Genomic DNA, 26,052 nt, shown 5'->3' with positions numbered 1-26,052 from the left:
CCGTTGACCAGGCACGGAGGCCGAACCACGATGCCGTCCATGAGCAATCCGGTGAACCTCCGGGCCTGGGACGGAGCCATCAACCTCCACGACCTGGGCGGCCTCCCGCTCGACGACGGAGGCAGCACGGTGCCCGGACGCGTCTGGCGCTCCGGCGCACCCGAGACCATGACGCCCACCGGCTGGGCGGAGGCCCTCGAAGCGGGGCTCACCACCGTCGTCGACCTGCGCAACCCCGCGGAGATCAAGCAGGCCCGGGACCGCATGCCCGACGGCGCACGGCCCGGCGACGTCGTCACCCGCAACAGGCCCACCGAGGATCCCGGCGACCCGCACTTCCTGGAGACCTGCGGGCCGTGGCTCGACCACCCACGCTCCTACGCACCCAACGCCGCGATGTACCCGCACCTGATCGGCGGGGTCTTCCGGGCGCTCGCCGACGCAGACGGCCCCGTGCTGGTGCACTGTGCCGCCGGACGGGACCGGACCGGGATGGTCATCGCGATGCTGCTGTCCGTGGCCGGGGTCGAGCACGAGGCGATCGCCGAGGACTACGTGCGGGCCTTCCGGGGCACGAGCCACCGCGGGGGTGGTGTCGCGTACGACGTCGAGCAGGGCGCCTGGGTGCAGCACCCGGGGGAGACGTGGACGGCCCAGCAGCTGGACGACCGCGTCCGCGAGCGCCGCGCGGCACTCCTGGGGTGGCTGGCGGACCTGGACGCGGTCGCCTACCTGCGGTACGCGGGGCTGGACGAGGCGCGCGTCAGGAGGGTGCGGGGGCTTCTGCGACAGCCGGGTGCGTGAGCCGCGGGCCGGGGAGCTCCAGGGTCATGAAGACGCTGTGCGGGTCAAGGGTGTAGCTCCCGAAGGGGCCGCACTCGGTGAATCCGTGCCGGGCGTACAGGCGGCGTGCGGGGGCGAAGAAGCCCTGGGTGCCGGTCTCCAGGCTCAGCCGGGTGTACTCGCGGCGCCGCGCCTCGGCCAGGATCGTCTCCAGCAGTGCCGAGGCGACGCCTCGTCCGCGGGCGTGCGCGGCGGTGCGCATGGACTTGATCTCACCGTGGCGCTGCTGGGGACCGCCCGGGTCTGCCGGGTCGTCAGGGGCGCCGAGCCGGCTCAGCGCGCCGCAGCCGAGCAGCGCGCCGTCGTGGTCCCTCGCGGTCCAGAAGGTGAGCGTGGGGGCGAGCAGGGCGTCGTGGTCCAGGGCGTGCACGCTCTCGGCCGGCGAGGTGGCGTACATGTCGGTGAGGTGCTCGTCGAGGAGGCGGCGGACGTCGTCGCGCGCGGGGGAGTCGATGGCGATGTGCACGGCAGACATCTTTCCGTCGCGGGCCGGCCGCCACGTCCGCATCGCGGGCCCGTGTGGCGCACGTCACCCTGTGCCGGTAGGAATCTCTTCGTGCGCGGACTCCCGCGCGCGTGACCGAGGAGACCACGATGTCGTTGCCCAGCCCGAGCTACACGATCACCCTGCGCGTGGAGGTGGCCGCGTCACAGCGCGCCACGAGCTCGGTGGTAGCGGCGGTAGCCGACGCCGGCGGTGAGGTGATGGGGGTCGACATCGCGCACTCGACGTCGCACGGCCTGGTCGTCGACGTCACGTGCGACACGGTCGACGCCGAGCACGGCGAGCGCGTCAAGGCGGCGGTGAACGCGATCGAGGGCGCTGAGGTGCTCAAGTCGAGCGACTCGACGTTCCTGATGCACCTGGGCGGCAAGATCGAGGTCACGAACAAGGTGCCGCTCAAGACGCGCCGCGACCTGTCGCGCGCCTACACGCCAGGGGTGGCGCGGGTGTGCCTGGCCATCGCCGACAACCCGGCCGACGCGCGCCGGCTGACGATCAAGCGCAACACGGTCGCGGTGGTCACGGACGGCACGGCGGTGCTGGGGCTGGGGAACATCGGCCCGGCCGCCGCGCTGCCGGTCATGGAGGGTAAGGCGGCCCTGTTCAAGGAGTTCGGCGGGGTGGACGCGTGGCCGGTGTGCCTCGACACGACCGACACGGACGAGATCGTGCGGATCGTGAAGGCCATGGCGCCCGTGTACGGGGGCGTGAACCTGGAGGACATCGCGGCGCCGCGCTGCTTCGAGATCGAGGCGCGGCTGCGGGAGGAGCTCGACATCCCCGTGTTCCACGACGACCAGCACGGCACGGCGATCGTCGTGCTGGCGGCGCTGATCAACGCGCTCAAGGTCGTGGACAAGGCGCTCGCGGACGTGCGGATCGTGGTGTCCGGCGTGGGTGCGGCGGGTAACGCCATCATCCGGCTGCTGAGGGCGCAGGGGGCGCGGCACATCGTCGCGTTCGGGCGGGACGGGGCACTGCACCCGGGGGTGGTGACCGACGACCCGCACCGGCGCTGGATCGTGGACAACACGAACGTCGACGGGTTCTCCGGCACGCTGCGCGAGGGGCTCAAGGGGGCCGACGTGTTCATCGGGGTCTCGGCGGCGGGCATCCTGTCGGGCGCGGACGTGGCGCAGATGGCCGAGCGGGCCGTCGTGTTCGCGCTGGCCAACCCGACGCCCGAGGTGGATCCGCTGGAGGCGGCGCAGACGGCCGCCGTGGTGGCGACGGGGCGCAGCGACTACCCGAACCAGATCAACAACGTGCTGGCGTTCCCGGGTCTGTTCAGGGGGCTGCTGGACACGGGGGCCACGGATATCACCACGGAGCTGCTGCGGGTCTCCGCTGTCGCGATCGCGGACGTCGTGGGGCCGGACGAGCTGAACAGCGCGTACATCATCCCGGGGGTGTTCGACCACCGGGTCGCCGACGCCGTGGCGGACGCGGTGCGCAGGCAGGTGTGAGGTCTGGCTGGTGGCCCGGTGGCGGCGTGTGCGCCGTTGCGCACGCTGCCCACCGAGCTGGTCGTCAGGTTCGGCGCCCGTGGGGTGCCGGTGCCCTGACCGTCAGTGGTTCAGCGGTCTCAGCCGATGCCGCTGATGGTCGAGTTGACCAGGTTGCTGACCACTGCGGCGGTGCCGAGGACCAGGACGAGCAGGGCGCCGGTGGAGGCCACGAGGGGGATCCACCACCGGACGGGTTCCTGCTGGGTGTAGCTGTCGGGACGGAAGGCGTTCTTGGTGTTCACACTGTTGCTCACACTGATAGAGACGCACGAAGCGCCGGAAACGATGCCCCGGTACGGGTAACGTTTCGGGAACATTCCCGCGGTCGCGGGACGGGGCGCGTATCCCGGGAGGGTTGAGGCCAGCATGAAGAGCATCGGGTTCCTGTCGTTCGGTCACTGGACGCCGCACCCGCAGTCGGGCACGCGCTCGGCGTCGGACGCGTTGCTGCAGTCGATCGACCTGGCCGTGGCGGCGGAGGAGCTGGGCGCCGACGGCGCCTACTTCCGCGTGCACCACTTCGCGCGTCAGCTCGCCTCGCCGTTCCCTCTGCTCGCGGCGATCGGCGCCCGCACGAGCCGCATCGAGATCGGCACCGGCGTGATCGACATGCGGTACGAGAACCCGCTGTACATGGCGGAGGACGCCGGGGCGGCGGACCTGATCTCCGGCGGGCGGCTGCAGCTCGGCATCAGCCGTGGGTCACCGGAGCAGGTCATCGAGGGCTACCGCCACTTCGGTCACGAGCCGGCGGCCACGGACGCGGGCGGGGCCGACCTGGCCCGCGAGCACACGGCCCGCTTCCTGGAGGTGCTCGGCGGGGAGGGGTTCGCCGAGCCGAACCCGCGCCCCATGTTCCCCAACCCGCCGGGGCTGCTGCGCGTCGAGCCGCACTCCGAGGGGCTGCGCCGACGGATCTGGTGGGGCGCGGGCTCGCGGGCCACGGCTGAGTGGACCGCGGCCCAGGGGATGAACCTGATGTCGTCGACGCTGCTGACCGAGGACACCGGCGTGCCGTTCCACCGGTTGCAGGCCGAGCAGATCCAGCGGTTCCGGGACGCCTGGGCCGGTGCGGGGCACGACTTCGAGCCGCGCGTGTCCGTGAGCCGCAGCATCTTCCCGATCACCGACGAGCGCGACCGGCAGTACTTCGGCATGGAGGTCTACAGCGAGGACCAGGTGGGCCGCCTCGACACCGGCCCCGCCCGGTTCGGCAAGACGTACGCGGGCGAGCCCGACGCGCTCGTCGAGGACCTGCGGGCGGACGAGGCCGTGCAGGCCGCCGACACGCTCCTGCTGACCGTGCCCAACCAGCTCGGCGTGGACTACAACGCGCACGTCATCGAGAACATCCTGCGGCACGTCGCGCCGGCCCTCGGCTGGCGGTGAACATCTGGGCGACGGGCGGCCGCCGGGTGACAGACTTGCGGGCAAGGAGGACACCGACGCTCATGGACAGTGCCGAGATCCTGGCGCTGCTCGCGCGCACGCTGGCGCGGGGGCAGGCGGCAGGCCAGGAAGCCGGGCCCCTGGCGGCCCGGCTGTGCGACGCGTGCACGGAGATCCTCGGAGCACAGGCGGGCATGCTGAGCCTGACGTCGGCCGCCGAGCGCATGACAGCCCGTAGCGCCGAGTTCGCCGGGACGGCGGTCGCCCAGATCGAGGACCTCCAGGTCGTGCTGGGGGAGGGCCCCGCGCAGCTCGCCTTCGCCGAGGGGCGCACCGTCGTCGTCCACCTCGACGGGAACGACGCGGACTCGGCGGCCTTCCCCGTGTTCGCGACCATGGCCGCCGCCATCGAGGGGCCCCTGACCGTGTACGCCGTGCCGATGCGGCCCAGCGGCCGCGTCGTCGGCGTCCTGACCCTCTATCTCAGCGGCGGCGACCTGGCCCGCCCCCTCGAGGAAGCGGAGTTCCTCGCCGACGCCGCGGGCGCGGCCCTGCTCGGCGACCCCGGCACGATCGACGTCAGCTCCCAGCCGTCATGGCCCCAGCGAGCACGCACGCACCAGGCCACCGGGGTCGTCGTCGCACAGCTCGGCATCGCGCCCGCCGACGCCATGGCCGTCCTGCGCGCGCACGCCTTCGCTCGGGCCTCGACCCTCGACTCCGTCGTGGACGACGTCCTCTCCCGCAGGCTGTCCTTCACCGCCGACGACTCCCGCGCCGACGACTCCGACGGGGACGACCGGGCGGCAGGCTCCGACGGCCTCACCTCGAACCAGCCCCCACGAACCGAGGAGCCATGACACCGCACACCCCCGCCGACGCCCATCGCCGCTGACCCGCGAGCGCCGCCGCGGTGGCCTACGCGGGCACCGCCACCCGGCGCCGCGCCAGGTCCCGCACCTGCCGGAACGCGTCGCACCTCGCCATCAGGTACACACCCGACCACGGGCCACGCGAGCCACCGTCGGCCGCCGCGAACGCGGGCCGCTGCGCCGTCCACCGCGACCAGTGCCGCACGAACTGCTCCGGCCGCACCACCCGGCCGCGGTCCAGCTGACCGTCGAGCGCCTCGGCCAGCGACACGTCGACCGCCACCAGCACCGGGTCCCACCCCCGCGACCGTGCCAGCAGACCGAAGGCCTCCCGACGTCGCCCACGAGTCGCCGTGTCGTGGACCAGCAGCGGCCCACGGGCCCGCGGCCCGCGCAGGACCCACAGCATCGTCACGACCGCGTGCAGCGTGTGCACCGCCCAGCGGTAGGTCCCGTACGGCACCCAGGACGGCACCAGCCGCGCGATCCGACGCCGGTACCGGTCCGGGTCCAGCACCACGCCACCGGGCACGTCGTCGGCGACCCGCGCCAGGAGCGTGCTCTTGCCCGCCCCCGGCACACCACCCACCACGATCAGCATCGGGCCGGGAGCCTCGTCAGGGCGGTCAGGCACAGAAGCGGGCTCGGACGCGGGCACAAGGGCTCCGACGACGGAACGTGGCCGGAACGGTACAGCGGGTGTCGTCACATGGTCCTCCATTCGTAGGGGGCCGGATGAGCAGCATCGCGCGAGCCGCTCCACGGACACCGGGAACACCCTGAGAAGGCGCTGGACCCAGAACGCGGACCGGAACGAACCACGACGACAGGCACACGGGCCGCGGCTCGACGCCGCGGCTCATGGCGTCGGACAGATGCTCACTCCACCGTGCTGAACGGATGAAACGGTGACATTTGTTCCCGTTTCTTCCTGTTTCTTCCCGTGCCCGACCCCGCCCACCGTGGCACCATCACCAACGTGACCAGCAGAGCCGCCGACCCCGACCGCCTCCGCGACCTGACCCTCCTGCGCCGCGTCCGCGACCGCATGGACCGCGAGTACACCCAGCCGCTCGACGTCCCGGCGCTCGCGGCGGGCGTGCACATGTCGGCCGGGCACCTGTCGCGTCAGTTCAAGGCGGCCTACGGTGAGTCGCCGTACAGCTACCTGATGACGCGGCGCATCGAGCGGGCCATGATGCTGCTGCGGCGGGGCGACCTGAGCGTCACGGAGGTCTGTTTCGCCGTCGGGTGCTCGTCGCTGGGTACGTTCAGCACACGCTTCACGGAGCTGGTCGGTGTTCCGCCGAGCGTGTACCGGGAGGACCCGCTGGTGGCGGCCGAGGCGATCGACACGGCAGGGCTGCCCGCGTGCATCGCGAAGCAGGTCACCCGGCCGGTCAGGAATCGAGAAGCGCGCACCCGCGGGCGGGATCTAGCGTGACTGTCATGAGCACAGAGACCGGTATCACCATCCACCAGACCTTCCTCCCGCACACCGACCCGGAGGCCTCGCTCGCGTTCTACCGGGACGCGCTGGGCTTCGAGGTGCTCCTGGACGTGGGCCAGGGCACGATGCGCTGGATCACCGTGGGCCCGGCCGGGCAGGCGGGCACCTCGATCGTCCTGACGCCGCCCGCGGCCGACCCGGGTGTCACGGACGCGGAGCGGCAGACGATCGCGGAGATGATGGCCAAGGGCACCTTCTCGGCGATCATCCTCGGGAGCGAGGACCTGGACGCCACGTTCGAGCGGGTGCAGGCCAGCGGCGCCGAGGTCATGCAGGAGCCTGTCGACCAGCCCTACGGGTTCCGCGACTGCGCGTTCCGTGACCCCGCGGGCAACACCGTCCGTATCAAGCAGCTCTGATCCGGCCGTGTGCATCCCCGGTCTGGACGTGAGCGTACGGGCCGCCGCACGGCCGGCGGCCGGCGCGGTACCGGACGATGTCGCCGTACCGGACGATGTCGTCGTACCGGACGATCCTGAGCCCGTCACATGGTCCGCGCCTCGCGTGGCCGTCATGGAAGGTCGAGCATGAGCACAGTCACGACGAGCACCCCGGCGGGGCAGGACGCGGGCGCGGCGCACCCTGCGGACAGCCACGACCTGATCCGTGTCCAGGGGGCGCGGGAGAACAACCTGAAGGACATCAGTCTCGAGATCCCGAAGCGCCGGCTGACGGTGTTCACGGGGGTCTCCGGGTCGGGCAAGAGCTCGCTGGTGTTCGCGACGGTCGCCGCCGAGTCGCAGCGGATGATCAACGAGACGTACAGCGCGTTCGTGCAGGGCTTCATGCCGTCGCTGGACCGGCCGGAGGTGGACCGGCTGGACGGGCTGACGACGGCGATCGTCGTGGACCAGGAGCGGCTGGGCGCCAACCCACGTTCCACCCTCGGCACCGTGACGGACACCAACGCGCTGCTGCGCATCTTGTTCAGCCGGCTCGCGCAGCCGCAGATCGGGCCGCCGATCGCGTTCTCGTTCAACGTGCCCGCGCGCAAGGCGAGCGGCGTGATGACGTCGGCAACGGGCGAGAAGACGATCGTGCGCGAGCAGGTCTACCACGGTGGCATGTGCCCGCGGTGCGAAGGACGCGGCCAGGTCTCCGACCTCGACCTGAGCCAGTTCTTCGACGACTCGCTGTCGCTCAACGACGGTGCGATCAAGATTCCCGGGTACACCCCCGGCGGCTGGATGGTGGGCAGCTACAGCGAGTCCGGGTTCCTGGACCCGGACAAGCCGATCCGTCAGTACACCGACAGGGAGCGGGAGGACTTCCTCTACAAGGAGCCCACCAAGATCAAGGCCAAGGGCATCAACATCACCTACGAGGGCCTGGTGCCCAAGGTGCGCAAGTCGATGCTCAGCAAGGACGTGGAATCGCTCCAGCCGCACATCCGGGCCTTCGTCGAACAGGCGGTCACCTTCGTGACGTGCCCCGACTGCGGGGGCACGCGGCTCGCGGAGGCCGCGCGGTCGGCCAGGATCGGCGGCGTCAGCATCGCGGACGCGTGCGCCATGGAGATCCGGGACCTGGCTGACTGGGTCGCCGACCTGGCGGGCTCCGACGCCGGGGCGTCGGCGGGGCCGCTGCTGGCCAACCTGCGCCACCAGCTCGACAAGTTCGTGGAGATCGGCCTGGGCTACCTGTCCCTGGACCGGCCGTCGGGCACGCTGTCCGGGGGAGAGGCGCAGCGCACCAAGCTGATCCGGCACCTCGGCTCGGCGCTGACGGACGTCACCTACGTGTTCGACGAGCCGACCATCGGCCTGCACCCCCACGACATCCAGCGGATGAACAACCTGCTGGTCGAGCTACGGGACAAGGGCAACACGGTGCTGGTCGTCGAGCACAAGCCGGAGGCGATCGCGATCGCCGACCACGTGGTCGACCTGGGTCCCGGCGCCGGGTCCGCGGGCGGATCCGTGCAGTTCGAGGGCACCGTCGAGGAGCTGCGCTCCAGCGACACCCTCACGGGACGCCACCTGGGTTACCGGGCGCGGCTGAAGGACACGGTGCGCACGGCCACCGGCGCGCTGGAGATCCGCGGTGCGAGCACGCACAACCTGCGTGACGTCGACGTCGACCTGCCGCTCGGCGTGCTGACCGTCGTCACGGGGGTGGCCGGATCGGGCAAGAGCTCGCTGGTGCACGGTTCGCTGCCGGACGGCGCGGGCGTGGTGACCGTGGACCAGGGCGCCATCAAGGGGTCCCGGCGGTCCAACCCCGCCACGTACACGGGCCTGCTCGACCCGATCCGCAAGGCGTTCGCCAAGGCGAACGGCGTCAAGCCGGCCCTGTTCAGCGCGAACTCCGAGGGGGCGTGCCCCACCTGCAAGGGCGCCGGCGTGATCTACACGGAGCTGGGGTTCATGGACACCGTGTCGACCACCTGCGAGGACTGCGGCGGCAAGCGGTTCGACGCCTCGGCGCTCGTGTACACGCTGGGTGACAAGGGTCCCGGCGAGGGCGGCACGGGCTCGGGCAGCACGGGCTCGGGCAAGGACATCAGCGAGGTGCTCGCGATGCCCGTCGCGGAGGCGGAGGCCTTCTTCGCCAAGGACGGTCCCGCCCCGGTACCCGCCGCGCACAAGATCCTGCGGCGGTTGGCCGACGTCGGGCTCGGCTACCTCGGCATCGGGCAGCCGCTGACCACCCTGTCGGGCGGCGAGCGGCAGCGGCTCAAGCTGGCCGTGGAGATGGCGCGCGACGGCGGCGTCTACGTGCTGGACGAGCCGACCACCGGCCTGCACCTCGCCGACGTCGAGAACCTGCTCGGGCTCCTGGACCGGCTCGTCGACTCCGGCAAGTCGGTCATCGTGATCGAGCACCACCAGGCGGTCATGGCCCACGCGGACTGGATCGTCGACCTCGGTCCCGGGGCGGGCAACGACGGCGGCACCATCGTCTTCGAGGGCACCCCTGCCGACCTCGTGGCCCAGGCGCACGCCGGACGGTCGACGCTGACGGGCGAGCACCTCGCCCAGTACGTCGGGCAGTAGCCGCGGCCGCGGGCCGGGCGGTCAGCGCCCGGCCCGCACCAGGCCCGACTCGTAGGCGCAGACCACCAGCTGCGTCCGGTCACGCAGGTCCAGCTTGTTCAGGATGCGCGACACGTGCGTCTTGACGGTCTGCTCGGCCAGGTGCAGCTCGGCGGCGATCTCGGCGTTCGAACGCCCCGCCGCGACGGCCTTCATGACGTCGAGCTCACGGTCCGTCAGCACGGACAGCGTGGCGTCCGGCGAGACGGGCACGCTCGGCCGCGTCGCGTAGTCCGCGATGAGGGCCCGCGTGATCTTCGGCGACAGCAGGGCCTCGCCCGCCGCGACCACCCGCACCGCCTGCGTCAGCTCCTCGGCGGGCGAGTCCTTCAGCAGGAACCCGCTCGCACCCACCCGCAGGGCCGTGAACACGTACTCGTCGGCGTCGAACGTGGTCAGCATGATGACCTTCGGTGGCGTACCGGGCATCGCGATGATCGTGCGGGCCGCGTCCAGACCGTTGACCTTCGGCATGCGGATGTCCATCAGCACGACGTCCGGCCGGGTACGACGCACCACCTCGGAAATTCCCGCGCCGTCGTCGGCCGTGCCGACTACGGTGATTCCTTCGTGCGCATCCAGGAGCGCCGCGAAGCCGGCACGGATCATCGACTGGTCGTCGACGATGAGCACCCGGATCGCGTCCCTTGCGACATCGGGGGCTGGTGACATGGGGCCAAACTATCGGACGAAACCCAGGTATCACGCCGGTTAGCCCTCAAGGGTGACGCGCAGCACGTGCCGAAACGCATAACCTGCAGAGAATGGACCACCCTCATGACGCTCCGCCGGCACCGGCCGACCCGGCCACGCCCGACCGCGGCGAGCGCCACCGGCGAAGGCTGCCCCGGGTGCTGCGCTCCCTGACCCGGCTGGACGTCCCCACCGTCTCGATCGCCCGGCGCGAGGTCGTCTGGATGTGGAGCGTGGTCTCCATCGCCGCGGTCGCGCTCGTCGCCGTCGGGTGGCCGGTGACCGCGTCCGGGTACGGCACCCACCCCGCCGCCGCGATGGCCTGGACCCTCGTGCACTGCGCCGCGGCGATCCTCGCCGTCCGCTGGCCCTGGGCCGGCCTGCCCGCCTCGGTCGCCGCCGCCCTCGGCCTGATGGTCGTCACCTCCGACGCCGCCCCCGACTGGCCCTGGCCCTGGCCCGTCACCGTGCTCCTCGCGCACTGCCTGACCGTGTTCGTCCTCGCCCTGCGCCACTCCTGGTACTGGGCGGCGTCCCTCTGGTCCGCCGGCGCCATGCTCACCGTCCTCGTGCCAGCGATGCTCCTCGACGGCCCACGCGAGACCGCCTTCGCCAACGGCGTCGTCCTCGTCTCCCTCAGCGGTGGCGTCGCCCTCGTCGGCGTCATCGGCCGGCTCTGGATCCTCAGCGTCGTCCGCATGGAACAGGCCGAACGCCTCACCGCCGCCGAAGCCGCACGCCGCCGCGAGCTCGAGGAACGCAACAGGATCGCCAGAGAGCTCCACGACGTCGTCGCGCACAGCATGTCCGTCATCACCGTCCAGGCCTCCACCGCCCGCTACCGCCAGCCCGGCCTCGACGAGGCGATCCAGCAGGAGTTCGAGGAGATCGCCGCCTCCTCCCGCCGCGCACTGGGGGAGATGCGGGGCCTGCTCGGCATCCTGCGCGGCCACGACACCGCCCCCACAGCGCCCCTGCCCGGCCTGTCCGACGTCGCGGAGCTCATCGAGTCCACCCGCGCGTCCGGCGTCGAGATCGTCTACGCAGGCACCGACGCCGAGGTCTCCGACGCCGTCGGCCTGACCGGCTTCCGCGTCGTCCAGGAAGCACTGAGCAACGCCCTGCGGCACGCCCCCGGCTCCGCCATCACCGTCACCATCACCGACGACGACCACGACCTGCGCGTCAGCGTCACCAACTCACCCCCCGAACGCACCGACGAACCCACACCGGGCGCCCGGCTCGGCCTCGCCGGCATCAGGGAACGCGTCGCCGCCGTCGGCGGAACCGTCACCGCCGGCCGCACCCGCGACGGCGGCTTCGAGCTCGCCGCCACCCTGCCGCTGGACGACGCCGACCACCCGCTACTCACGTAGGGGGTGAGATTGGCTCCAGCGGGGGACGCGCGCACCACCACCTGGTTCCTAGGTTGACGCCTATGACGACGACCGACGCACCGCCGCTCCCGGCCCCGCCGGCCCGCTCGGCCCGCCCCGCCCGCTCGGCCCGCTCCGCCCGCAACAAGCAGACGAACGACTACTTCGACCTCGTCGAACGCGCCAACGCCGCAGGCCTCATGGGCCGCCGCGTCGGCTGGTACGTCCGCCGCACCGTCGTCCTCGCCGCGAGCCTCGCGCTCGCGTTCGTGCTGCTGTTCACCCTCGGGAACACCTGGTGGCAGCTCGCGGTCGCCGCACTGTTCGGCGTCGTCCTGACCCAGTGCGCCTTCCTCGCCCACGACGGCGGCCACATGCAGGTCTTCCAGTCCAGCAAGCACAACGAATGGTTCGCCCGCATCGTCGGCAACCTCGTCGTCGGACTCAGCATCGGCTGGTGGAACCGCAAGCACAACAGGCACCACGGCAACCCCAACGTGATCGGCAAGGACGGCGACATCGCCACCGGGGCCCTCGTGTTCGTCCCGGGCGAGGAAGCAGGACGCACCGGGTTCATGGGCTGGGTCACCCGACGCCAGGGCTGGCTGTTCTTCCCCATGCTGGCCCTGTTCGGCCCGGTGCTGCACTACAACTCCGTCCAGACCCTCGCCACCACGCCAGAGGTCAAGCACCGCACGGCGGAGAGCACGCTCCTGGCCGTCCGGCTCATCGGCTTCCCCACCCTCGTCGTCCTCACGCTCGGCCCCGGCCTCGGCGCCGCGTTCCTGGCCGTACAGCTCATCGTGTTCGGCGTCTACATGGGCGCCACCTTCGCACCCAACCACAAGGGCATGCCGCTGCTCCCCAAGGACACCTCCATCGACTTCCTGCGCCGACAGGTCCTCACCTCCCGCAACATCCGCGGCGGACGGTTCATCGAATGGGCCATGGGCGGCCTCAACTACCAGGTCGAGCACCACGTCTTCCCGCGGATGCCCAGCGTGAACCTGCGCCACGCCCGCCCGATCGTGCAGGCCTTCTGCGCCGAGCGCGACATCCCGTACACCGAGACCGGACTCATCGAGTCCTACGGCATCATCGTCGACTACCTCAACCGCGTCGGCCTCGGGCACGCAAACCCCATGGACTGCCCGGTGGCCGCGCAGTACCGGTAGGCACCGCGCGGCCACCGGCCCGCCGCCAGTCAGCGGCGGGCCACCAGGGCGCCGTTCATGGTGGGATGGGCGGTCTCCGGCGGGTAGGCCTGTGCGCCGGCCACCTGCCGGCCGGCGTCGGCGGGGAACCCGCTCAGCGCGATCGGCGGGTTCAGGGCATGGATCGACGGGCCGAACTCCCAGCCGTCGGCCGCATCGAGGACGACCCGGACCGCATCGACGACGTCCCCGAACGTACGGCCCGGACGCAGCGCCCCGAGGCCCGCCTCGTAGGCCGCCCGGGCCACGTCGCCCGCACGCAGCAGGTCCTCGTGCGGCTCGCCGACGGCGATGGTGACCTGGTGCTGGGTATGGCGTCCACCGAAGGAGGCGAACACCTCCGCGGAGACGATGTCGCCGTCCCGCAGGATGCGTGCCGGCTGCGGGCGGTAGCTCCACGGCGGCAGGCCCCTGGCGAGCGGGTCGGGGCCGGACCAGAGGTGCATCGCCGCCGGCGTCGTACCGCGTGCGTACGCCGCCGCCATCCCCGCCGCGTACACGTCGCTCTCGCTGACCCCGACGGTCGTGGCGTCGACCATCGCACGGGCCATCGCGTCGCCGATGCCCGCCGAATGACGCACCACCGCGACCTCCTCGGGCCCCAGCGGCATCATCAGCCGTGCGAGGGCCCCGGTCACCGGCCTGAACTCTGCGTCGGGGAAACGTTCCAGGACGTTCTTCCAGAGGTGGTACGGCAGGATCCCCTCCGGGTGCCACGGTGGAGCGCCCTCGAGCCCGAGGACGCCGATGCTCGCGCTACCCAGCCCCAGCTCGTCGAGCACCCGGACGACGGCACGCGAGTCCCGCGACGCGCGGAGGCCACGCGGCGGGATCCACAGGGTGTCGCCCCTGCGGGCCGCCTCGAGGTGCCCCTTCGCGAACATCTCCATCGGGAGCAGCGAGACCGGCTCGCCACGCCTCGGGAAGATGACCGTGGTCCCCGCCCGGTCGTTCGTGAACCACGTGTCGTAGGCGAACGGCGCCGCCCCGGCGTCCTCCTGCTCGCCGTGGACGAGCAGCGCGTCGAGGCGCTCGCGCTCCATGAACGCCCGCGCGAGGTCCCACCGGCGGTCCCGTTCGGCCATCGAGTACGTCGGTATCGGCGTGGTCGGTGCTGGTGTGGTCGGTGCTTCTGTCGTGTCGGTCAACGCGTCCCCGCGATCCCGTCGAGCAGCGCGATCTCGTCGTCGGTCAGCCGAAGGGCGCCTGCGGCGACGTTCTCCTCCAGGTGCACCGTGCTGCCCGTCCCGGGGATCGCGAGGACGTGCGCACCGCGGTGCAGGGTCCAGGCCAGCCGCACCTGTGCGGGGGAGGCGCCGTGGGCGGCGGCGACGGCGGCGACCTGCTCCTGCCCGGTCTCGTCCGCGCCGCCGCGCGGTGAGGCGCCCGGTACGGCGGCCCCGACCGCGAAGAACGGCACGAAAGCGATCCCGTGCTCACCGCACAGCGTCACCAGGGCGTCGTCCTCGCGGCTGGTCAGCCCGTACTGGTTCTGCACGCACACCACCGGTGCGATCGACATCGCCTCGGTGAGCTGCTCCGGGAGGATGTTGGAGATGCCGAGGTTGCGGACCAGGCCTGCCTCGCGCAGGTCCGCGAGCGCCCCGAAGTGCTCCGCCACCGAGTCGGCCTCGCGTCCTTCGCCAGCCATGCGGGTGCCCCAGCGCAGGTTCACCACGTCGAGGTGGTCCCGGCCGAGCTGGCGGAGGTTCTCCTCGACCTGGCCGCGGAGCGCGTCGGGCCGGGCCATCTCCTCGAAGTCACCGTTGCGCGACCGGGCGGGCCCGACCTTGGTCGTGATGGTCAGGTCGTCACCGTAGGGCTGCAGCGCGGTGCTGATCAGCTCGTTCGCCGAGCGGACCGGCGTGAAGTAGAAGGCGGCGGTGTCGATGTGGTTCACGCCGAGCTCGACGGCGCGGCGCAGCACGGCGATCGAGCCGTCGCGGTCACGGGGCGTCGGGTCCCAGGGCATCCCCATGAGCCGCACGGCGCCGAGGCCGATGCGGTTGACGGTGCGGTCGCCGAGCTGCCAGGTGCCGGCGTCTGCGGCATCCGGGGTGAGGTTCGACGTGGTGGTCGTGGTGGTGCTCGTGGTGGTGCTCGTGGTGGTGGTGTTCGTCGTCATGCGTCCAGCGTCGTGCCGGGCGGCGCCGATCCGGCCACGATGGCAGGTTGTTGCCGAGCCTGGCGTGGCGGCGCGGTGCCGGGCAGACTCGAACCATGCAGACCGGGGAGGCCGTCACGATCGTGCACGGCGAGCAGGAGCTGTTCGAGCGGACGATGCACCTGTTCGCGTCCGCCACCGATGTCGCGTGCGCCGCCAACGACCTCTTCACGTGGGCGGGCGCTCGGATCGCGGAGGGGCACGCGGAGGCGTACCGGCAGCACCTGCGGGGTGGCGCCCGGATCCGCAAGGTCTACCGGTCCGCCCTCCTGCTCGACCCGGTCGCGGCGCAGACGCTGGCCAGGGCCCGCGACCAGCACGGCGCGCAGATCCGGATCACCACCGACGAGATCAACGAGACGATCTTGCTCGACCGCCGGATCGTGATCCTGGCCGGCGACCTGAGCGCCGGCCGCCGCAGCTTCAGCATCATCACGCAGCCCGAGGCGGTCCAGGGCGTCACGTCCCTGTTCGAGGCGGCCTGGCGCTCAGCCACCGATCTGGCCGTGTACGACACCCAGATCGCCGAGATCCGGCAGCTCGCGCCCCAGGTCCTCGACCTGCTCGGTCAGGGTGTCAAGGACGAGGCCGCGGCCCGCACGCTCGGCCTGGGCGTGCGCACGTACCGCCGTCGGGTCGCGGAGCTCATGGACGCCCTCGGTGCCGCGTCCCGGTTCCAGGCCGGTGCGCGGGCCCGCGAGCTCGGTCTCGTCTAGGCCGGCTCGGGCTGGAGCCGTGCTTCTGGAGCCGTGCTTCTAGACCAGGTCCCTGGCGATCCGTCGTTGCCAGTTCTGCGAGTAGACGCGTGGGTCGCCCTGTTCGTCGTCGAGCTCGTACGCGTCGAGCTGTGCGTTGACGAGGAATTCGGTCGCCGTGCAGGTCAGGACGGTGCGGGTGACGACCTCGACGCGCCAGTCGTCACCGTTGTCCAGGCGGCGGACGGTGCGGGTCTCGCCGCGCGCGGAGGTGACGTCGTTCCACCGGAAGCTGTACCACTCGCGGGTGTCGCGGTGGATCACCGTGCCGGTGTCCTCGATGCGGAACGTGCCCTGGTCGTTGACGATCTCCAGCGTGGAGACGTCGGTCGCGAGGTCTCTCGTGACGCGCCACGAGTGCTGCCCGGTGGCGAGCACGGTCGTCGGGTCCTCCTCGGCGGCCTCCGGTTCGCCGAAGGGCCGCAGGTGCTCGTCCTCGGGGCGGGGGCGGCGGACCGGCAGGTGCAGGGTGCTGCTGCCGGTCGTGATCGTCACGGTCGCGGGTTCGGGCGCGGGCCAGATCAGGGGCCAGTACGACGTGGAGATCGACACCCGTAGCCGGTGCCCGGCGGGCAGGGCCTGGGCGATGCCGTTGAGCTGGACCGTCACCGGGTAGGTGCGGCCCGGCTCGAGCGCCCGGGGGGCCTCGCTGCCGTCGCGGTGCGTCAGGTTCAGCACCCCGTAGGTCACGCGGGTCGCCTCCCCGTCCGGGGCGACGTCGGACAGCCGCACGGCGAGCTGGGCGACGGGACGGTCGCAGGAGACCTCGAGGGCGACGCGGGGGAGTCCGAGGAGCTCGAGCGGCTCGTCGAGCGGTTCGGTCTCGAACACGAGGGCGCCGCCGTCCTCCTCGCGCTGGTCGTAGGGCAGGTCGGGCACCGCGGAGTAGGACGCCCACTTGCCGGCGAACATCCCGACGCTGAGCGGGGAGCGCAGGCTCAGCCGCCGCTCGTCGGCGTCGCCCTGCTCCGCCGTCACCTGGCCGCCGCCCACCGGTGACAGATGGTGCGGCGTGAACCGGTATACCCGGTCCTCGACCCCGGGAGCCGGCCAGCGCGGCTCGGCGACCCAGTGTCCGGGCCGGTCCTCGTAGGAGGCGCTGGGTGGCACGCTGTCCTGCATCCACGCGCGCAGCATCGGCTCGTCCTCGAGGCCCGTGTCGACGCCCTTGAGCCAGTGGTCCCACCAGCGCACCACCTCCTGGAGGAAGCCGACGGCCGGGCCCGGCACACCGACGTGCGGGTAGCGGTGTCCCCACGGCCCGATCAGACCCTTGCGGGGGACGTCGAGGTGCTCCAGGAGCCGGAAGATGGCGTTGGTGTAACCGTCGGCCCAGCCGCCCACGGCCATCACCGGGCACCGCACCCGGGAGTAGTCCTCGCACACGGACGCCGGTTTCCAGTAGTCGTCCCGGCGCTGGTGCCGCAACCAGGTCTCCAGCCACAGCCCGCTGCCCTCGAGACGTTCACGCCACATCGCGCGCCACCGGTCGCCGACGACGGCGGGATCGGGCGGCAGGCTGTTGAACGCGAACATCACCGTCGCCTCCGACAGGTTGTCCGCGAGCAGACAACCGCCCATGTAGTGCATGTTGTCGACGTACAGGTCGTCGGTGGCCGACGCGCTGACGACCGCCTTGAGCGCCGGTGGCGCGCCGGCGGCCACCTGGAGGCTGTTGAAGCCGCCCCAGGAGATGCCCATCATGCCGACGTTGCCGTCGCACCACGGCTGCTCGGCGAGCCAGGCGATCACGTCCTCGGCGTCATGGAGCTCCTGGGCCCGGTACTCGTCCACCAGCACGCCGTCGGAGTCGCCGCTGCCGCGCAGGTCCACCCGCACGCACACGTACCCGTGCCCGGCGATGTACGGGTGGTTGTACGCGTCCCGGCCCCGGGTGGCGTCCCGCTTGCGATACGGGATGTACTCCACGACGGCGGGCACGGGCCGCGTCCCGGCGTCCACAGGAGCCCACATCCGTGCGGCCACCTGCTGACCGTCGCGCACCGGGATGAACACGTTCTCGAAGGTCTCGACCTCGTGCGGCAGGTCCGTCACCGTCCTCATCCAGCGGCCTCCTCACCAGGGCCCTCCGCGGGGACCGGGTCGAACGAGAACGGCAACAGGTCCACCACCTGGCGGAACCTGGCAGCGAGCTGCTCATGGTCGTCCGCCCCCAGGTAGACGCTGCCCACCTTGAACCGGTAGCTGTCCTGGTGCGGCAGATCGGACAGCCGGTCACCGGGCGACACCTGCAACGTGACCTTCGTGTCCGGCAGGGCACGTTCCACGGCCGCCAGGTCCTCCGCCCCGGGCACCCCACGCACCACCGCGTCCGCGTCATGGAAGATGTGCCACTGGCCCGCCACCGCGAACCGCCCCTGCCTACGCGGCATCTCAAGGGCCTCACCCAACGCCACACCGATGGCCACCTCATGGTTGGACGTACCGTCGACCTTCAGGAACAGCTCGGTGTGGGACTGGGAGATACGCGTGTTCACCTCGATGAGCCGCAACACGTCCTTCTCGCGGTCCCACATGTACTCGATGTTGAAGGCCCCGTCGTCATAACCGATGTGCCGCATGAACCGCTCAGCGGTGTCCACCATCCGCCGCTGCACGTCGGCCGGAACGGTCACCGCCGGGTAGTCGAGGTGGTCGATGCTGTGCCCCGACGGGTCACGATGCATGTCGACGATGCCGTGCACGCTGAACCGCCCCCGTGCGACCACCCCCTCGGGGGCGGCCTGGATGCCGGTGATGACCTCCTCCGCCAGGCACGTGTTCCCGCCCGCCCCGCGCAAGCTCTCCGGCAGATCCACACGCTCCAGCACCTGGTTGAACGCGTCACCGACATCGGTGATCTCAGCCCGGATCTCCTCCAGCGCCGCCTCGAACTCCCGCTCGTCGTGGATCTCGAACCCCAGGTTCGACGAGTGGGACTTGACCGGCTTCACCCAGAACGGAAACGGCAGGTCCACCTGGTCCAGGGCGTCGTCCGCGAACGGGTCGAACGCCGCGAACCCCGGAACCACCTCGGGCACAGACTGCCGCTGCTCCAGCCGGCTCCAGTACTTGTGCTCACACTTGAGCATGCTCGTCACCGACGGAGCGGGAATACCGTGCTCATGGGACAGGATCGGCGCCAGGAGCGAGCTCGGGAAGTCCCAGTGACACACGATCGCGTCCACCGGCCCCGGGAAGTCAGCAAGCTGAGCACGCGCCTCGTCGAGCAACGCATCGAAGTCGTGCTCCGTGTCCCGCACGAGCGTCTCGTAGTCCAGCAACGAACGGAACCGGAACCGCGAAGCATGCCGCATCCGCTCGAGCTCCTCCCGCTGCAGATCCGTCATGCCCAGCACGAACACGTTCCGCGGCCGACCGCCAGATTCGCTCATCCCACGACGTAACCACGGGCCCCACCGACCCGCAACGACGCACCCCACCGACCCCATGTCAGTGGCAGGTGCCACACTCCACACGTGAGCGAACGAGCACCCGTCCCCACCGAGACCGTCCACCGGATCGCCGCCATCCTCGAACGACTCCCCGAATGCACCGAGCACGACGCCTGGACCGGCGTCGCCTGGAAGACCCGCGACGCGACCGTCGCCCACGTCTTCGGGGGAGAGGACGGCCTTGTCCGCATCACCTTCCGCGCCGAACCCGACGAGGTCCAAGCCTTCCCACACCTCGGCCCCCACTACTTCAAGGCCAGCTGGGGCACCAACGTCGTCGGCCTCGTCCTCGACGACCACACCGACTGGGACGAGCTCACCGAACTCCTCACCGACTCCTACTGCATCCAGGCACCACAGAACCTCGCCGCACAGGTCACCCGCCCCGGCACACCGCACCCCGCCGAGTAACCTCACCCCATGACCGACCACGCCACCGTCCGCACCTGGATCCGCGACTACGAACGACTCTGGCGAACCCCCGGCACCGACGGCCTCACCCAGCTCTTCACCCCCCACACCACCTACCGCACCACACCCTGGGCACCACCCATCAACGGGCTCCCGGCGCTCGCGGCCTTCTGGGAGGAGGAGCGCGACGGGCCGGACGAGCCGTTCACGATGGACGCCGAGATCGTCGCGGTCCAGGGCCCGACGGCGGTCGTGCGGGTCAGCGTCGAGTACGGCGACTCCGGTGACCGGTGGCGCGACCTCTGGGTCCTCGAGCTCGACGACGACGGGCGCTGCACCGCCTTCGAGGAGTGGCCGTTCGCACCACGGCCGGGCGGTACCGGTCAGTAGCCGCGCTCGCGCGCGACCGCCGACGTCGGGCGTTCGCCGGCCTGGATCTGTGCGAGTGCGGCGTCCAGGGCCGTGACGACGTCGGACGGCAGCGTGAGCCCGGAGATGTGGGGCGTGATCGTGACGTCACGTCGTCGCCACAGGGGAGAGGCGGGGGAGAGGGGCTCCTGCTCGGTCACGTCGAGGGTGGCGTGCCGTACGCGGCCGGTGTCGAGCGCGTGCAGCAGGGTGTCCGTGCGGACGGCCGACCCGCGGCCGATGTTGATCAGGTGCACGCCTTCGAACGCTCGCAGCACCTCCGGCGTGATCAGCCCGGACGTCTGTGCGGTGTGGGGTAGCGCGAGCACGACGACGTCGGTGTGGGACCAGTCGAGTGCGGGGGTGGCGGTTCCCGGCGTGTCCCGTGCCGCCGTGTCGCGCACCTGTGGGTCGCGGGGGAGCAGCGCGTCAGCGAGCGGGAGCACCGCGTCGAAGGCGGCGTCGGGTCGTCCGCTTCTGTTCAACCCCGTGACACGGTGACCCACGGAGGCGAGCGCCCGGGCGATCCCTCGACCCATGGCGCCCGTGCCGATCACGACCGCCTCGCCGCGCCCGGTCGGTGCGGGCGGGTCGGTCGGGTCCCAGGTACCCGACGCGGAGTCGGCGAGATAGCGGGCCGTCTGCCACCGTTCCGCGAGGACCCAGGCAAGCACGTACTCGGCGATGCGTTGCGGCATCGCGCCGGTGGTGCGGGTCAGCAGCACGTCGTCCGGCAGTGCGGAGACCAAGTGCTCTATGCCTGCGAACGGTGAATGGACCCAGGCGGCGCCGGCAGCGTGGTCGGGACGGGTCGTGATCGCGAGCGTCGCGTCGCGTGAGGTGATCTCCAGGCGGTGGGTGTCCACCCAGGCGGTGAGGGCGTCACGCCAGTTCGGCTCGACGTCGTCGCCGAGCCGTACGGTGGGGTTGGTGCGTAGCGTGCTGGCAAGATCATGGACTGCGGGCTGTGCGGGCATCAGTGTGATTCTGCCTCGTGCTCGCCACCGCCGACCGCGTCTCCGCCCGTCCCGTGCCAGAGGCATCTCGAACCGATAATGCACATTATGTCATTTCGCATGGAAGAAGGCCCTGGATGCCCCGCCCCGGGCAGCGCGTCGCGCGCTCTGTGCTCGTCGGTTCTGCGCTCGCGCGCTCTGTGCTCGCACTAGAACACGAGCGTTCTGTGACGCCCCTGCCGCCGGGCGCTCCTGCGTGGACCTCCCTGCGGGACTGCCGTGCGCGCGGCTCGGGGCCGGAGTCGCGCCGGGTTGGTCCCTCGCACTGGGTTCGGTCACTTGTCGAGCTGGTTGTCAGTGACTTCGGTCCGTTGACCTGAGATCGGTCGGTTGATTGACCGATCTCAGGTCAACGGACCGAAGTCACCACTCGGTGCCGTGCAACAGACCGAACTCGCGACAACAGACCGACTCAGGCCGGGCTCACAAAGCCCCACGATGCGCATCACACCCGCGGGCAGCCACTGTGAGCCATCCAGCCAGCCACCCAGCACCACAGCACACCCCTACCCCGCTCGAGCCCTACCCACACCCCTAAAGCAGTGTGTATAGCGCAACACAACGGTTAGCCAACGACACGTAAGGCCGCCACGGTAGCAGGCGGAAAACCTGCGACCGTGGCGGGCCCAGGGGCATACGATCCGGGGATCATGAACCTCGCAGGACTCCTCGCCGCCTCCACGAGCACCGCCGTGCTGGTGGAGGGCGAGAGCGACCGGGTGGCCGTCGAGACCCTCGCTGCCCGGCGAGGCCTCCCCCTGGCCGATCTCGGCGTGCAGGTCCTCGCGATGGGCGGGATCACCAACGTCGGGCACCACCTCGTCGCGCTGCGCGACCAGGAGGTGCGCCTCGGCGGCCTGTACGACGCGGCGGAGGAACGCTTCGTCGTAGCCGGCCTGGACCGGGTGGGGCTGCGCCCCTTCGCGGCCACCACTCCCCTGGCCGACCTGGGTTTCTTCCGTTGCGACCGGGATCTCGAGGACGAGCTCATCCGGGCGGTCGGCGTCGACGGGTTCCTGGCCCTGATCGAGGCCGAGGGCGAGCTGCGCAGCTTCGAGCGCCTGCGAGGCCAGCCCGCACAGCGGGAGCGCACCACCACCCAGCAGCTGCACCGCTTCATCGGCTCCAAGGGTGGCCGCAAGGAACGTTACGGACGCCGGCTGGCGCAGGCACTACCCCTGGACCGGGTGCCCGCCCCGCTCGACGCGCTCCTGCGCTGGGCCGCCGGAACGTTCCGGGCCGCCGGAACAGCCTGAGCCGCAGCTCGCCCGGCCTGCGCCCCGGCCGCCCCAGACGCGTCGGGACCTCACGCCGTCCGCGGGTCCAGCACCACCATCCCGGCGCGTGGCGTGGAGTCCATCGTCGGCAGCAGTGCCGCCGCCTCCTCCAGACCGACCACGCGGTCCAACAGGTCCTGGGGCCGCAGGGCACCGGACGCGACCAGCTCGAGCATCTCGGGGTAGTCGGCGGCCGCCATGCCGTGGCTGCCCAGCACGTCGAGCTCCCAGGCGATCACACGGCCCATGGGTACGCGTGGGCCGCCGTCGACGGGCGCGAACAGACCCACCTGGACGTGTCGCCCTCGCCGGCGCAGGCTCTCGATCGCGTCGGCGCACGTCCGTTCGCTGCCGACGGCGTCCACCGTGACGTGCGCGCCGCCGTCGGTCAGCTGCCGCACGACCGCGGGCACGTCGAGACCGTCGGCCAGCACGGTGCGCTCGGCCCCCGCACGCCGGGCGGCCTCCAGCGACACCTGCGACCGGTCCACCGCGACGACCCGTGCCCCGCGCGCCACGGCGATCATGACCGCGCTGAGACCGACCCCGCCCGCCCCCACGACGACCACCCACTCCCCTGCCAGCACCCGGGCACGCCCTGCCACGGCCCGGTAAGCGGTGGCGAACCGGCAACCCAGGCTCGCGGCGGCATCGAAGGAGACGCCGTCGGGGATCGCGACGAGGTTCGCGTCGGCGGCGTGCAGCGCGACGAGCTCCGCGTACGAGCCCCAGTGCGTGAAGCCCGGCTGCGTCTGGTCGGGGCAGACCTGCGCCTGACCGCTCCGGCACCACGAGCAGACGCCGCAGCCGCTGACGAACGGCACCGTGACCCGGTCACCCACCTGCCAGCCGGTGACACCCGCACCGACCTGCGCAACGGTGCCGGCGAGCTCGTGACCGGGCACGTGCGGGAGGTCCGTGATGTCGGCGTCGTGCCCCGCCCACGCGTGCCAGTCGCTCAGGCACAGACCGGTGGCATGTACCCGCACCACCACTCCCCCGTCCGGCACGCCCGGATCGGGCACCTCGCGGACCTCGGCGGGGCTCTGGAACTGGTCGAAGACGATGGCACGCACCAGCGGATTCAACCACGCGCACCCTCGCCCGTTCGACCATGCCCGGGCCACCCCTGCCGACCTGTCGAGAGGTGCCGGTCGCGCCGCAGGTCAGGGACGCATTCCGGCATATCGGGAGTGTCAGTGGTGGCGCCTAGGGTGGCGGTCATGGTCGCTCCCCCGCGCCTCGAGCGCATCACCGTCGCCGAAGCCACCCGCCGCTACCTCGCGGCGGTCGAGGTCGAGACGATCCGCGGCGTGCTGTCACCCGCCACGGCACGCAGCTACACGCGCGACGTCACCGAGTTCGGCCGCCTGACCGGACGCGACCGCATCCTCGACGACGTGACCGGCGCGGACGTCGACAGCGTGCTCGTGCGCTACCAGTCCGCACCCGACGCCCGGTACACCGACCCGCACCGCAAACCCGGCCCCGGCCGCAGCACCGCCACCGTCAACCGGTTCCGGCAGTCCGTCACCCGGTTCTTCGCGTACGCAGCCCGCGAGTGCTGGGTACAGGCCGACCCCATGCAGTGGGCCGCCCCGCCCGCCAAGGTCCGCGGCACCCTGCGCACCGCCCGTACCGCCCTGTCCGCCGGCGCGGCCCGCAGCCTGCTGACCACACCGCCGTCCGACACACCCGCCCGCACCGACCAGGACCTCGCCCTGCGCGACCGGCTCGTCGTCGCCCTCCTGCTCGTCCTCGGCCCACGCGTCTCCGAGCTCGCCCGTACCGACGTCGACGACGTCGCGCGAGAACCCGAACGCACCACCTGGCGCATCCGCGGCAAGGGCGGCAACACCCGCACCGTGACCCTCTCCCCACCCCTGGCCAAGGCCCTCGAGGACTACCTCACCCACCTGCGCCCCACCCTCGCCACGAAGCGCCCCCAGGACACCGACGCACAACGCGCCCTCCTGCTGTCCTGGCGCGGCCGCCGCATCGACACCCAGGCCATCCGGGCACTGCTCACCCGCGCCGTCGCCCGCATGCCCGCCCCCTACCAGCGCGAGGCCACCCCCCACGCCCTGCGCCACACCACAGCGACCCTGCTCGTCGCCGACGGCTGGGACGTCAAGGTCGTCGCCGAGCTCCTCGGACACGCGTCGATCGCCACCACCGGCGTCTACCTCGACCGCATCGAGGGCGAGCTCACCGCCGCCATCAGATCCCACCCCCTGGCCACCGCGATCGACTGAGCGATCCACTGAGACGCCGTAGAAATCCGATGCCAAAACTGCGATACCGGGTACCGTGAGGCCCGTGGCGTCTCGCAAGGTCCCCAGCAACCTCCCCAAGCTCACCCTCGACATCCCCACCGACTTCATGGCGCGCGCCCGCACGCTCGCGACCCGGGCCGCCGTCGTCGCGGCTGCCGTACCCGTCGCAGCGGCGGTAGCACTCACCGTCACCGACATGGTCCGACGGCGCATGCACCCCCTCACCGCGAAGTTCCCCACGGAGAAGCCCCTCACCGAGCACATCGACCAGACCGCCACCACGGTCTACACCTACGGTGCCGACCTGTTCGACGCGATGCTCGAGGCGATCCGCGGCGCTCGCAGCACGGTGATGCTCGAGTCGTACATCTGGAAGAACGACCACGTGGGCCAGCAGTTCAAGCAGGCGCTCATCGACGCGTCCGCCCGCGGGGTCGAGGTCTACGTCATCGTCGACGGCTTCGCCAACCTCGTGGTCCCGTACTCGTTCTACCGCTTCCCGCCCGCCGTGCACGTGCTGCGCTTCCCCGTGCTGCGCCCCGGCATGGCGTACCTCAACATCCGCACCTCAGGACGCGACCACCGCAAGATCCTCGTGGTCGACGACGAGATCGGGTTCGTCGGCGGCTACAACATCGGCTCCCTGTACGCCACGCAGTGGCGCGACACCCACGTGCGCCTCGCCGGCCCGTCCGTCTGGGAGCTGCGCAACGCGTTCGTCGACTTCTGGAACCGGCACCGCAAGCCGCGCCACCCGATCCTGCCGGACGTCGGGTCCAAGTCCTGGCTGCCCCACCTCAGGGCCGCGCGCAACGCACCGTCCGAGCTCGTGTTCCCCATCCGCGGGCTCTACCTCGACGCGATCGACCGCGCCACGGACCACGTGTACATCACACAGGCATACTTCATCCCGGACCACGATATCCACGCCGCGCTCCTCGCCGCCTCCGCCCGCGGGGTCGACGTGCGTGTCCTGGTCCCCCACCGCTCCAACCACGTCGTGGCGGACTGGCTCGCCCGCGGCCAGTACGCGTCCCTGCTGCGCGGCGGCGTACGGATCTTCCTGTACCAAGGGGCCATGGTCCACGCGAAGACCGCGACCATAGACCGCCGCTGGACCACGATCGGCACCGCCAACATCGACCGGCTCAGCCTCACCGGCAACTACGAGGTCAACCTCGAGATCGTCGACCCCGGCCTCGCCGACCGCATGGAGGACATCTTCGACATGGACCTGTCCAACGCGCAGGAGCTCACGCTCGCCCAGTGGGAGGAACGCGGAGCGCTCGCCAAGATCGGGGAGTACCTCCTGATCCCGCTGCGCCCGCTGCTCTAGGACGCCGAC

25 protein-coding genes are annotated in these 26,052 nt (G+C 71.4%); 15 read left to right on the top strand and 10 right to left on the bottom strand.

Annotated elements, in window-relative coordinates; all coding sequences use genetic code 11:
• Positions 1-39: 39 nt before the first annotated feature.
• A complete protein-coding gene (locus ACYVK7_RS13905; RefSeq protein ID WP_460888312.1) occupies positions 40-804 on the top strand; it encodes a tyrosine-protein phosphatase in 765 nt (254 codons plus the stop codon).
• Here the strand turns inward: ACYVK7_RS13905 and ACYVK7_RS13900 are convergent.
• Positions 764-1,318, bottom strand: coding sequence for a GNAT family N-acetyltransferase (locus ACYVK7_RS13900; RefSeq protein ID WP_460888311.1), 555 nt, complete (start codon positions 1,316-1,318; stop codon positions 764-766). The two genes, ACYVK7_RS13905 and ACYVK7_RS13900, sit on opposite strands and share 41 nt — an antisense overlap.
• 119 nt (positions 1,319-1,437) lie before the next feature.
• Here ACYVK7_RS13900 and ACYVK7_RS13895 point away from each other — a divergent pair, with 119 nt between their 5' ends.
• Complete coding sequence (locus ACYVK7_RS13895; protein ID WP_460888310.1) at positions 1,438-2,814, top strand: malic enzyme-like NAD(P)-binding protein; 1,377 nt, start codon at positions 1,438-1,440, stop codon at positions 2,812-2,814.
• 119 nt (positions 2,815-2,933) lie between these two features.
• On the opposite strand, the gene ACYVK7_RS13890 is transcribed toward ACYVK7_RS13895, so the two are convergent.
• Complete coding sequence (locus tag ACYVK7_RS13890) at positions 2,934-3,110, bottom strand: hypothetical protein (RefSeq protein ID WP_460888309.1); 177 nt, start codon at positions 3,108-3,110, stop codon at positions 2,934-2,936.
• 112 nt (positions 3,111-3,222) lie between these two features.
• Here ACYVK7_RS13890 and ACYVK7_RS13885 point away from each other — a divergent pair, with 112 nt between their 5' ends.
• Both ACYVK7_RS13885 and ACYVK7_RS13880 read left to right on the top strand, forming a co-directional pair.
• On the top strand, positions 3,223-4,245 hold the full coding sequence (locus tag ACYVK7_RS13885) for an LLM class flavin-dependent oxidoreductase (protein WP_460888308.1): 1,023 nt from the start codon (positions 3,223-3,225) through the stop codon (positions 4,243-4,245).
• A gap of 62 nt (positions 4,246-4,307) precedes the next feature.
• Complete coding sequence (locus ACYVK7_RS13880) at positions 4,308-5,105, top strand: GAF and ANTAR domain-containing protein (RefSeq protein ID WP_460888307.1); 798 nt, start codon at positions 4,308-4,310, stop codon at positions 5,103-5,105.
• Positions 5,106-5,163: 58 nt separating this feature from the next.
• On the opposite strand, the gene ACYVK7_RS13875 is transcribed toward ACYVK7_RS13880, so the two are convergent.
• On the bottom strand, positions 5,164-5,751 hold the full coding sequence (locus ACYVK7_RS13875) for an AAA family ATPase (protein WP_460888306.1): 588 nt from the start codon (positions 5,749-5,751) through the stop codon (positions 5,164-5,166).
• 345 nt (positions 5,752-6,096) lie between these two features.
• On the opposite strand from ACYVK7_RS13875, the gene ACYVK7_RS13870 reads away from it, so the two are divergent.
• The 3 genes from ACYVK7_RS13870 (at position 6,097) to ACYVK7_RS13860 (ending at position 9,623) form a co-directional block, all read left to right on the top strand.
• Positions 6,097-6,561: a helix-turn-helix transcriptional regulator gene (locus ACYVK7_RS13870; protein WP_460888305.1), complete on the top strand. Its 465-nt coding sequence runs from the start codon at positions 6,097-6,099 to the stop codon at positions 6,559-6,561.
• Between the two features lie 5 nt (positions 6,562-6,566).
• Complete coding sequence (locus ACYVK7_RS13865; RefSeq protein WP_460888304.1) at positions 6,567-6,986, top strand: VOC family protein; 420 nt, start codon at positions 6,567-6,569, stop codon at positions 6,984-6,986.
• A gap of 168 nt (positions 6,987-7,154) precedes the next feature.
• Entirely contained in the window at positions 7,155-9,623 is a 2,469-nt protein-coding gene (locus tag ACYVK7_RS13860; protein ID WP_460888303.1) for an ATP-binding cassette domain-containing protein, read from the top strand.
• 21 nt (positions 9,624-9,644) lie between these two features.
• Here the strand turns inward: ACYVK7_RS13860 and ACYVK7_RS13855 are convergent, their stop codons facing one another.
• Complete coding sequence (locus tag ACYVK7_RS13855; RefSeq protein WP_460888302.1) at positions 9,645-10,334, bottom strand: response regulator; 690 nt, start codon at positions 10,332-10,334, stop codon at positions 9,645-9,647.
• A 92-nt stretch (positions 10,335-10,426) separates the two neighbouring features.
• On the opposite strand from ACYVK7_RS13855, the gene ACYVK7_RS13850 reads away from it, so the two are divergent.
• Entirely contained in the window at positions 10,427-11,731 is a 1,305-nt protein-coding gene (locus ACYVK7_RS13850; protein ID WP_460888301.1) for a sensor histidine kinase, read from the top strand.
• A 62-nt stretch (positions 11,732-11,793) separates the two neighbouring features.
• Positions 11,794-12,906, top strand: a complete 1,113-nt coding sequence (locus tag ACYVK7_RS13845; protein WP_460888300.1) for a fatty acid desaturase family protein — start codon at positions 11,794-11,796, stop codon at positions 12,904-12,906.
• 29 nt (positions 12,907-12,935) lie between these two features.
• On the opposite strand, the gene ACYVK7_RS13840 is transcribed toward ACYVK7_RS13845, so the two are convergent.
• Together ACYVK7_RS13840 and ACYVK7_RS13835 are read right to left on the bottom strand one after the other, a co-directional pair.
• Complete coding sequence (locus tag ACYVK7_RS13840; RefSeq protein WP_460888299.1) at positions 12,936-14,030, bottom strand: M24 family metallopeptidase; 1,095 nt, start codon at positions 14,028-14,030, stop codon at positions 12,936-12,938.
• Positions 14,031-14,089: 59 nt separating this feature from the next.
• Positions 14,090-15,070 (bottom strand): oxidoreductase, encoded by a 981-nt coding sequence (locus ACYVK7_RS13835; protein WP_460888298.1) that lies wholly within the window; start codon positions 15,068-15,070, stop codon positions 14,090-14,092.
• A gap of 95 nt (positions 15,071-15,165) precedes the next feature.
• On the opposite strand from ACYVK7_RS13835, the gene ACYVK7_RS13830 reads away from it, so the two are divergent.
• Positions 15,166-15,825, top strand: a complete 660-nt coding sequence (locus tag ACYVK7_RS13830) for a DNA-binding response regulator (protein WP_460888297.1) — start codon at positions 15,166-15,168, stop codon at positions 15,823-15,825.
• Between the two features lie 39 nt (positions 15,826-15,864).
• Here ACYVK7_RS13830 and ACYVK7_RS13825 read toward each other — a convergent pair whose 3' ends face one another.
• Positions 15,865-17,928 carry a CocE/NonD family hydrolase gene (locus ACYVK7_RS13825; RefSeq protein ID WP_460888296.1) on the bottom strand — a complete coding sequence of 688 codons (2,064 nt, stop codon included), beginning with the start codon at positions 17,926-17,928 and terminating at the stop codon, positions 15,865-15,867.
• Complete coding sequence (locus tag ACYVK7_RS13820; RefSeq protein ID WP_460888295.1) at positions 17,925-19,259, bottom strand: ATP-grasp domain-containing protein; 1,335 nt, start codon at positions 19,257-19,259, stop codon at positions 17,925-17,927. Before ACYVK7_RS13820 ends, ACYVK7_RS13825 begins: the two co-directional genes overlap by 4 nt.
• An 84-nt stretch (positions 19,260-19,343) precedes the next feature.
• Between ACYVK7_RS13820 and ACYVK7_RS13815 the strand changes: the two genes are divergently transcribed.
• Both ACYVK7_RS13815 and ACYVK7_RS13810 read left to right on the top strand, forming a co-directional pair.
• Positions 19,344-19,730, top strand: coding sequence for an MmcQ/YjbR family DNA-binding protein (locus tag ACYVK7_RS13815; protein ID WP_460888294.1), 387 nt, complete (start codon positions 19,344-19,346; stop codon positions 19,728-19,730).
• A 9-nt stretch (positions 19,731-19,739) separates the two neighbouring features.
• Entirely contained in the window at positions 19,740-20,120 is a 381-nt protein-coding gene (locus tag ACYVK7_RS13810; RefSeq protein WP_460888293.1) for a nuclear transport factor 2 family protein, read from the top strand.
• Here the strand turns inward: ACYVK7_RS13810 and ACYVK7_RS13805 are convergent.
• On the bottom strand, positions 20,114-21,115 hold the full coding sequence (locus ACYVK7_RS13805; RefSeq protein ID WP_460888292.1) for an NAD(P)-dependent oxidoreductase: 1,002 nt from the start codon (positions 21,113-21,115) through the stop codon (positions 20,114-20,116). The genes ACYVK7_RS13810 and ACYVK7_RS13805 overlap by 7 nt on opposite strands.
• Before the next feature lie 689 nt (positions 21,116-21,804).
• Here ACYVK7_RS13805 and ACYVK7_RS13800 point away from each other — a divergent pair.
• Positions 21,805-22,410, top strand: coding sequence for a TOPRIM nucleotidyl transferase/hydrolase domain-containing protein (locus tag ACYVK7_RS13800; protein ID WP_460888291.1), 606 nt, complete (start codon positions 21,805-21,807; stop codon positions 22,408-22,410).
• Positions 22,411-22,460: 50 nt separating this feature from the next.
• Here ACYVK7_RS13800 and ACYVK7_RS13795 read toward each other — a convergent pair whose 3' ends face one another.
• Entirely contained in the window at positions 22,461-23,507 is a 1,047-nt protein-coding gene (locus ACYVK7_RS13795; protein ID WP_460888290.1) for a zinc-binding dehydrogenase, read from the bottom strand.
• Positions 23,508-23,654: 147 nt separating this feature from the next.
• Between ACYVK7_RS13795 and ACYVK7_RS13790 the strand changes: the two genes are divergently transcribed.
• Positions 23,655-24,686 (top strand): tyrosine-type recombinase/integrase, encoded by a 1,032-nt coding sequence (locus ACYVK7_RS13790; RefSeq protein WP_460888289.1) that lies wholly within the window; start codon positions 23,655-23,657, stop codon positions 24,684-24,686.
• 127 nt (positions 24,687-24,813) lie between these two features.
• Positions 24,814-26,043 carry a phospholipase D-like domain-containing protein gene (locus ACYVK7_RS13785; protein ID WP_460888371.1) on the top strand — a complete coding sequence of 410 codons (1,230 nt, stop codon included), beginning with the start codon at positions 24,814-24,816 and terminating at the stop codon, positions 26,041-26,043.
• The last annotated feature ends 9 nt before the right edge of the window (positions 26,044-26,052 follow it).

Source organism: Promicromonospora xylanilytica, assembly GCF_054782895.1.
Note: the sequence above shows the minus strand (reverse complement) of the source record. Positions and strands in the feature narration are given on the sequence as shown.

What these genes read in the sequence shown, in the direction of transcription:
- ACYVK7_RS13785 (WP_460888371.1), top strand. Translation starts at nt 24,814, where the DNA reads ATGGCGCGCGCCCGCACGCTCGCGACCCGGGCCGCCGTCGTCGCGGCT.
- ACYVK7_RS13855 (WP_460888302.1), bottom strand. Translation starts at nt 10,334, where the DNA reads ATGTCACCAGCCCCCGATGTCGCAAGGGACGCGATCCGGGTGCTCATC.
- ACYVK7_RS13790 (WP_460888289.1), top strand. Translation starts at nt 23,655, where the DNA reads ATGGTCGCTCCCCCGCGCCTCGAGCGCATCACCGTCGCCGAAGCCACC.
- ACYVK7_RS13810 (WP_460888293.1), top strand. Translation starts at nt 19,740, where the DNA reads ATGACCGACCACGCCACCGTCCGCACCTGGATCCGCGACTACGAACGA.
- ACYVK7_RS13885 (WP_460888308.1), top strand. Translation starts at nt 3,223, where the DNA reads ATGAAGAGCATCGGGTTCCTGTCGTTCGGTCACTGGACGCCGCACCCG.
- ACYVK7_RS13880 (WP_460888307.1), top strand. Translation starts at nt 4,308, where the DNA reads ATGGACAGTGCCGAGATCCTGGCGCTGCTCGCGCGCACGCTGGCGCGG.
- ACYVK7_RS13895 (WP_460888310.1), top strand. Translation starts at nt 1,438, where the DNA reads ATGTCGTTGCCCAGCCCGAGCTACACGATCACCCTGCGCGTGGAGGTG.
- ACYVK7_RS13830 (WP_460888297.1), top strand. Translation starts at nt 15,166, where the DNA reads ATGCAGACCGGGGAGGCCGTCACGATCGTGCACGGCGAGCAGGAGCTG.
- ACYVK7_RS13840 (WP_460888299.1), bottom strand. Translation starts at nt 14,030, where the DNA reads ATGGCCGAACGGGACCGCCGGTGGGACCTCGCGCGGGCGTTCATGGAG.
- ACYVK7_RS13835 (WP_460888298.1), bottom strand. Translation starts at nt 15,070, where the DNA reads ATGACGACGAACACCACCACCACGAGCACCACCACGAGCACCACCACG.
- ACYVK7_RS13845 (WP_460888300.1), top strand. Translation starts at nt 11,794, where the DNA reads ATGACGACGACCGACGCACCGCCGCTCCCGGCCCCGCCGGCCCGCTCG.
- ACYVK7_RS13800 (WP_460888291.1), top strand. Translation starts at nt 21,805, where the DNA reads ATGAACCTCGCAGGACTCCTCGCCGCCTCCACGAGCACCGCCGTGCTG.
- ACYVK7_RS13825 (WP_460888296.1), bottom strand. Translation starts at nt 17,928, where the DNA reads ATGAGGACGGTGACGGACCTGCCGCACGAGGTCGAGACCTTCGAGAAC.
- ACYVK7_RS13865 (WP_460888304.1), top strand. Translation starts at nt 6,567, where the DNA reads ATGAGCACAGAGACCGGTATCACCATCCACCAGACCTTCCTCCCGCAC.
- ACYVK7_RS13805 (WP_460888292.1), bottom strand. Translation starts at nt 21,115, where the DNA reads ATGCCCGCACAGCCCGCAGTCCATGATCTTGCCAGCACGCTACGCACC.
- ACYVK7_RS13850 (WP_460888301.1), top strand. Translation starts at nt 10,427, where the DNA reads ATGGACCACCCTCATGACGCTCCGCCGGCACCGGCCGACCCGGCCACG.
- ACYVK7_RS13860 (WP_460888303.1), top strand. Translation starts at nt 7,155, where the DNA reads ATGAGCACAGTCACGACGAGCACCCCGGCGGGGCAGGACGCGGGCGCG.
- ACYVK7_RS13905 (WP_460888312.1), top strand. Translation starts at nt 40, where the DNA reads ATGAGCAATCCGGTGAACCTCCGGGCCTGGGACGGAGCCATCAACCTC.
- ACYVK7_RS13820 (WP_460888295.1), bottom strand. Translation starts at nt 19,259, where the DNA reads ATGAGCGAATCTGGCGGTCGGCCGCGGAACGTGTTCGTGCTGGGCATG.
- ACYVK7_RS13900 (WP_460888311.1), bottom strand. Translation starts at nt 1,318, where the DNA reads ATGTCTGCCGTGCACATCGCCATCGACTCCCCCGCGCGCGACGACGTC.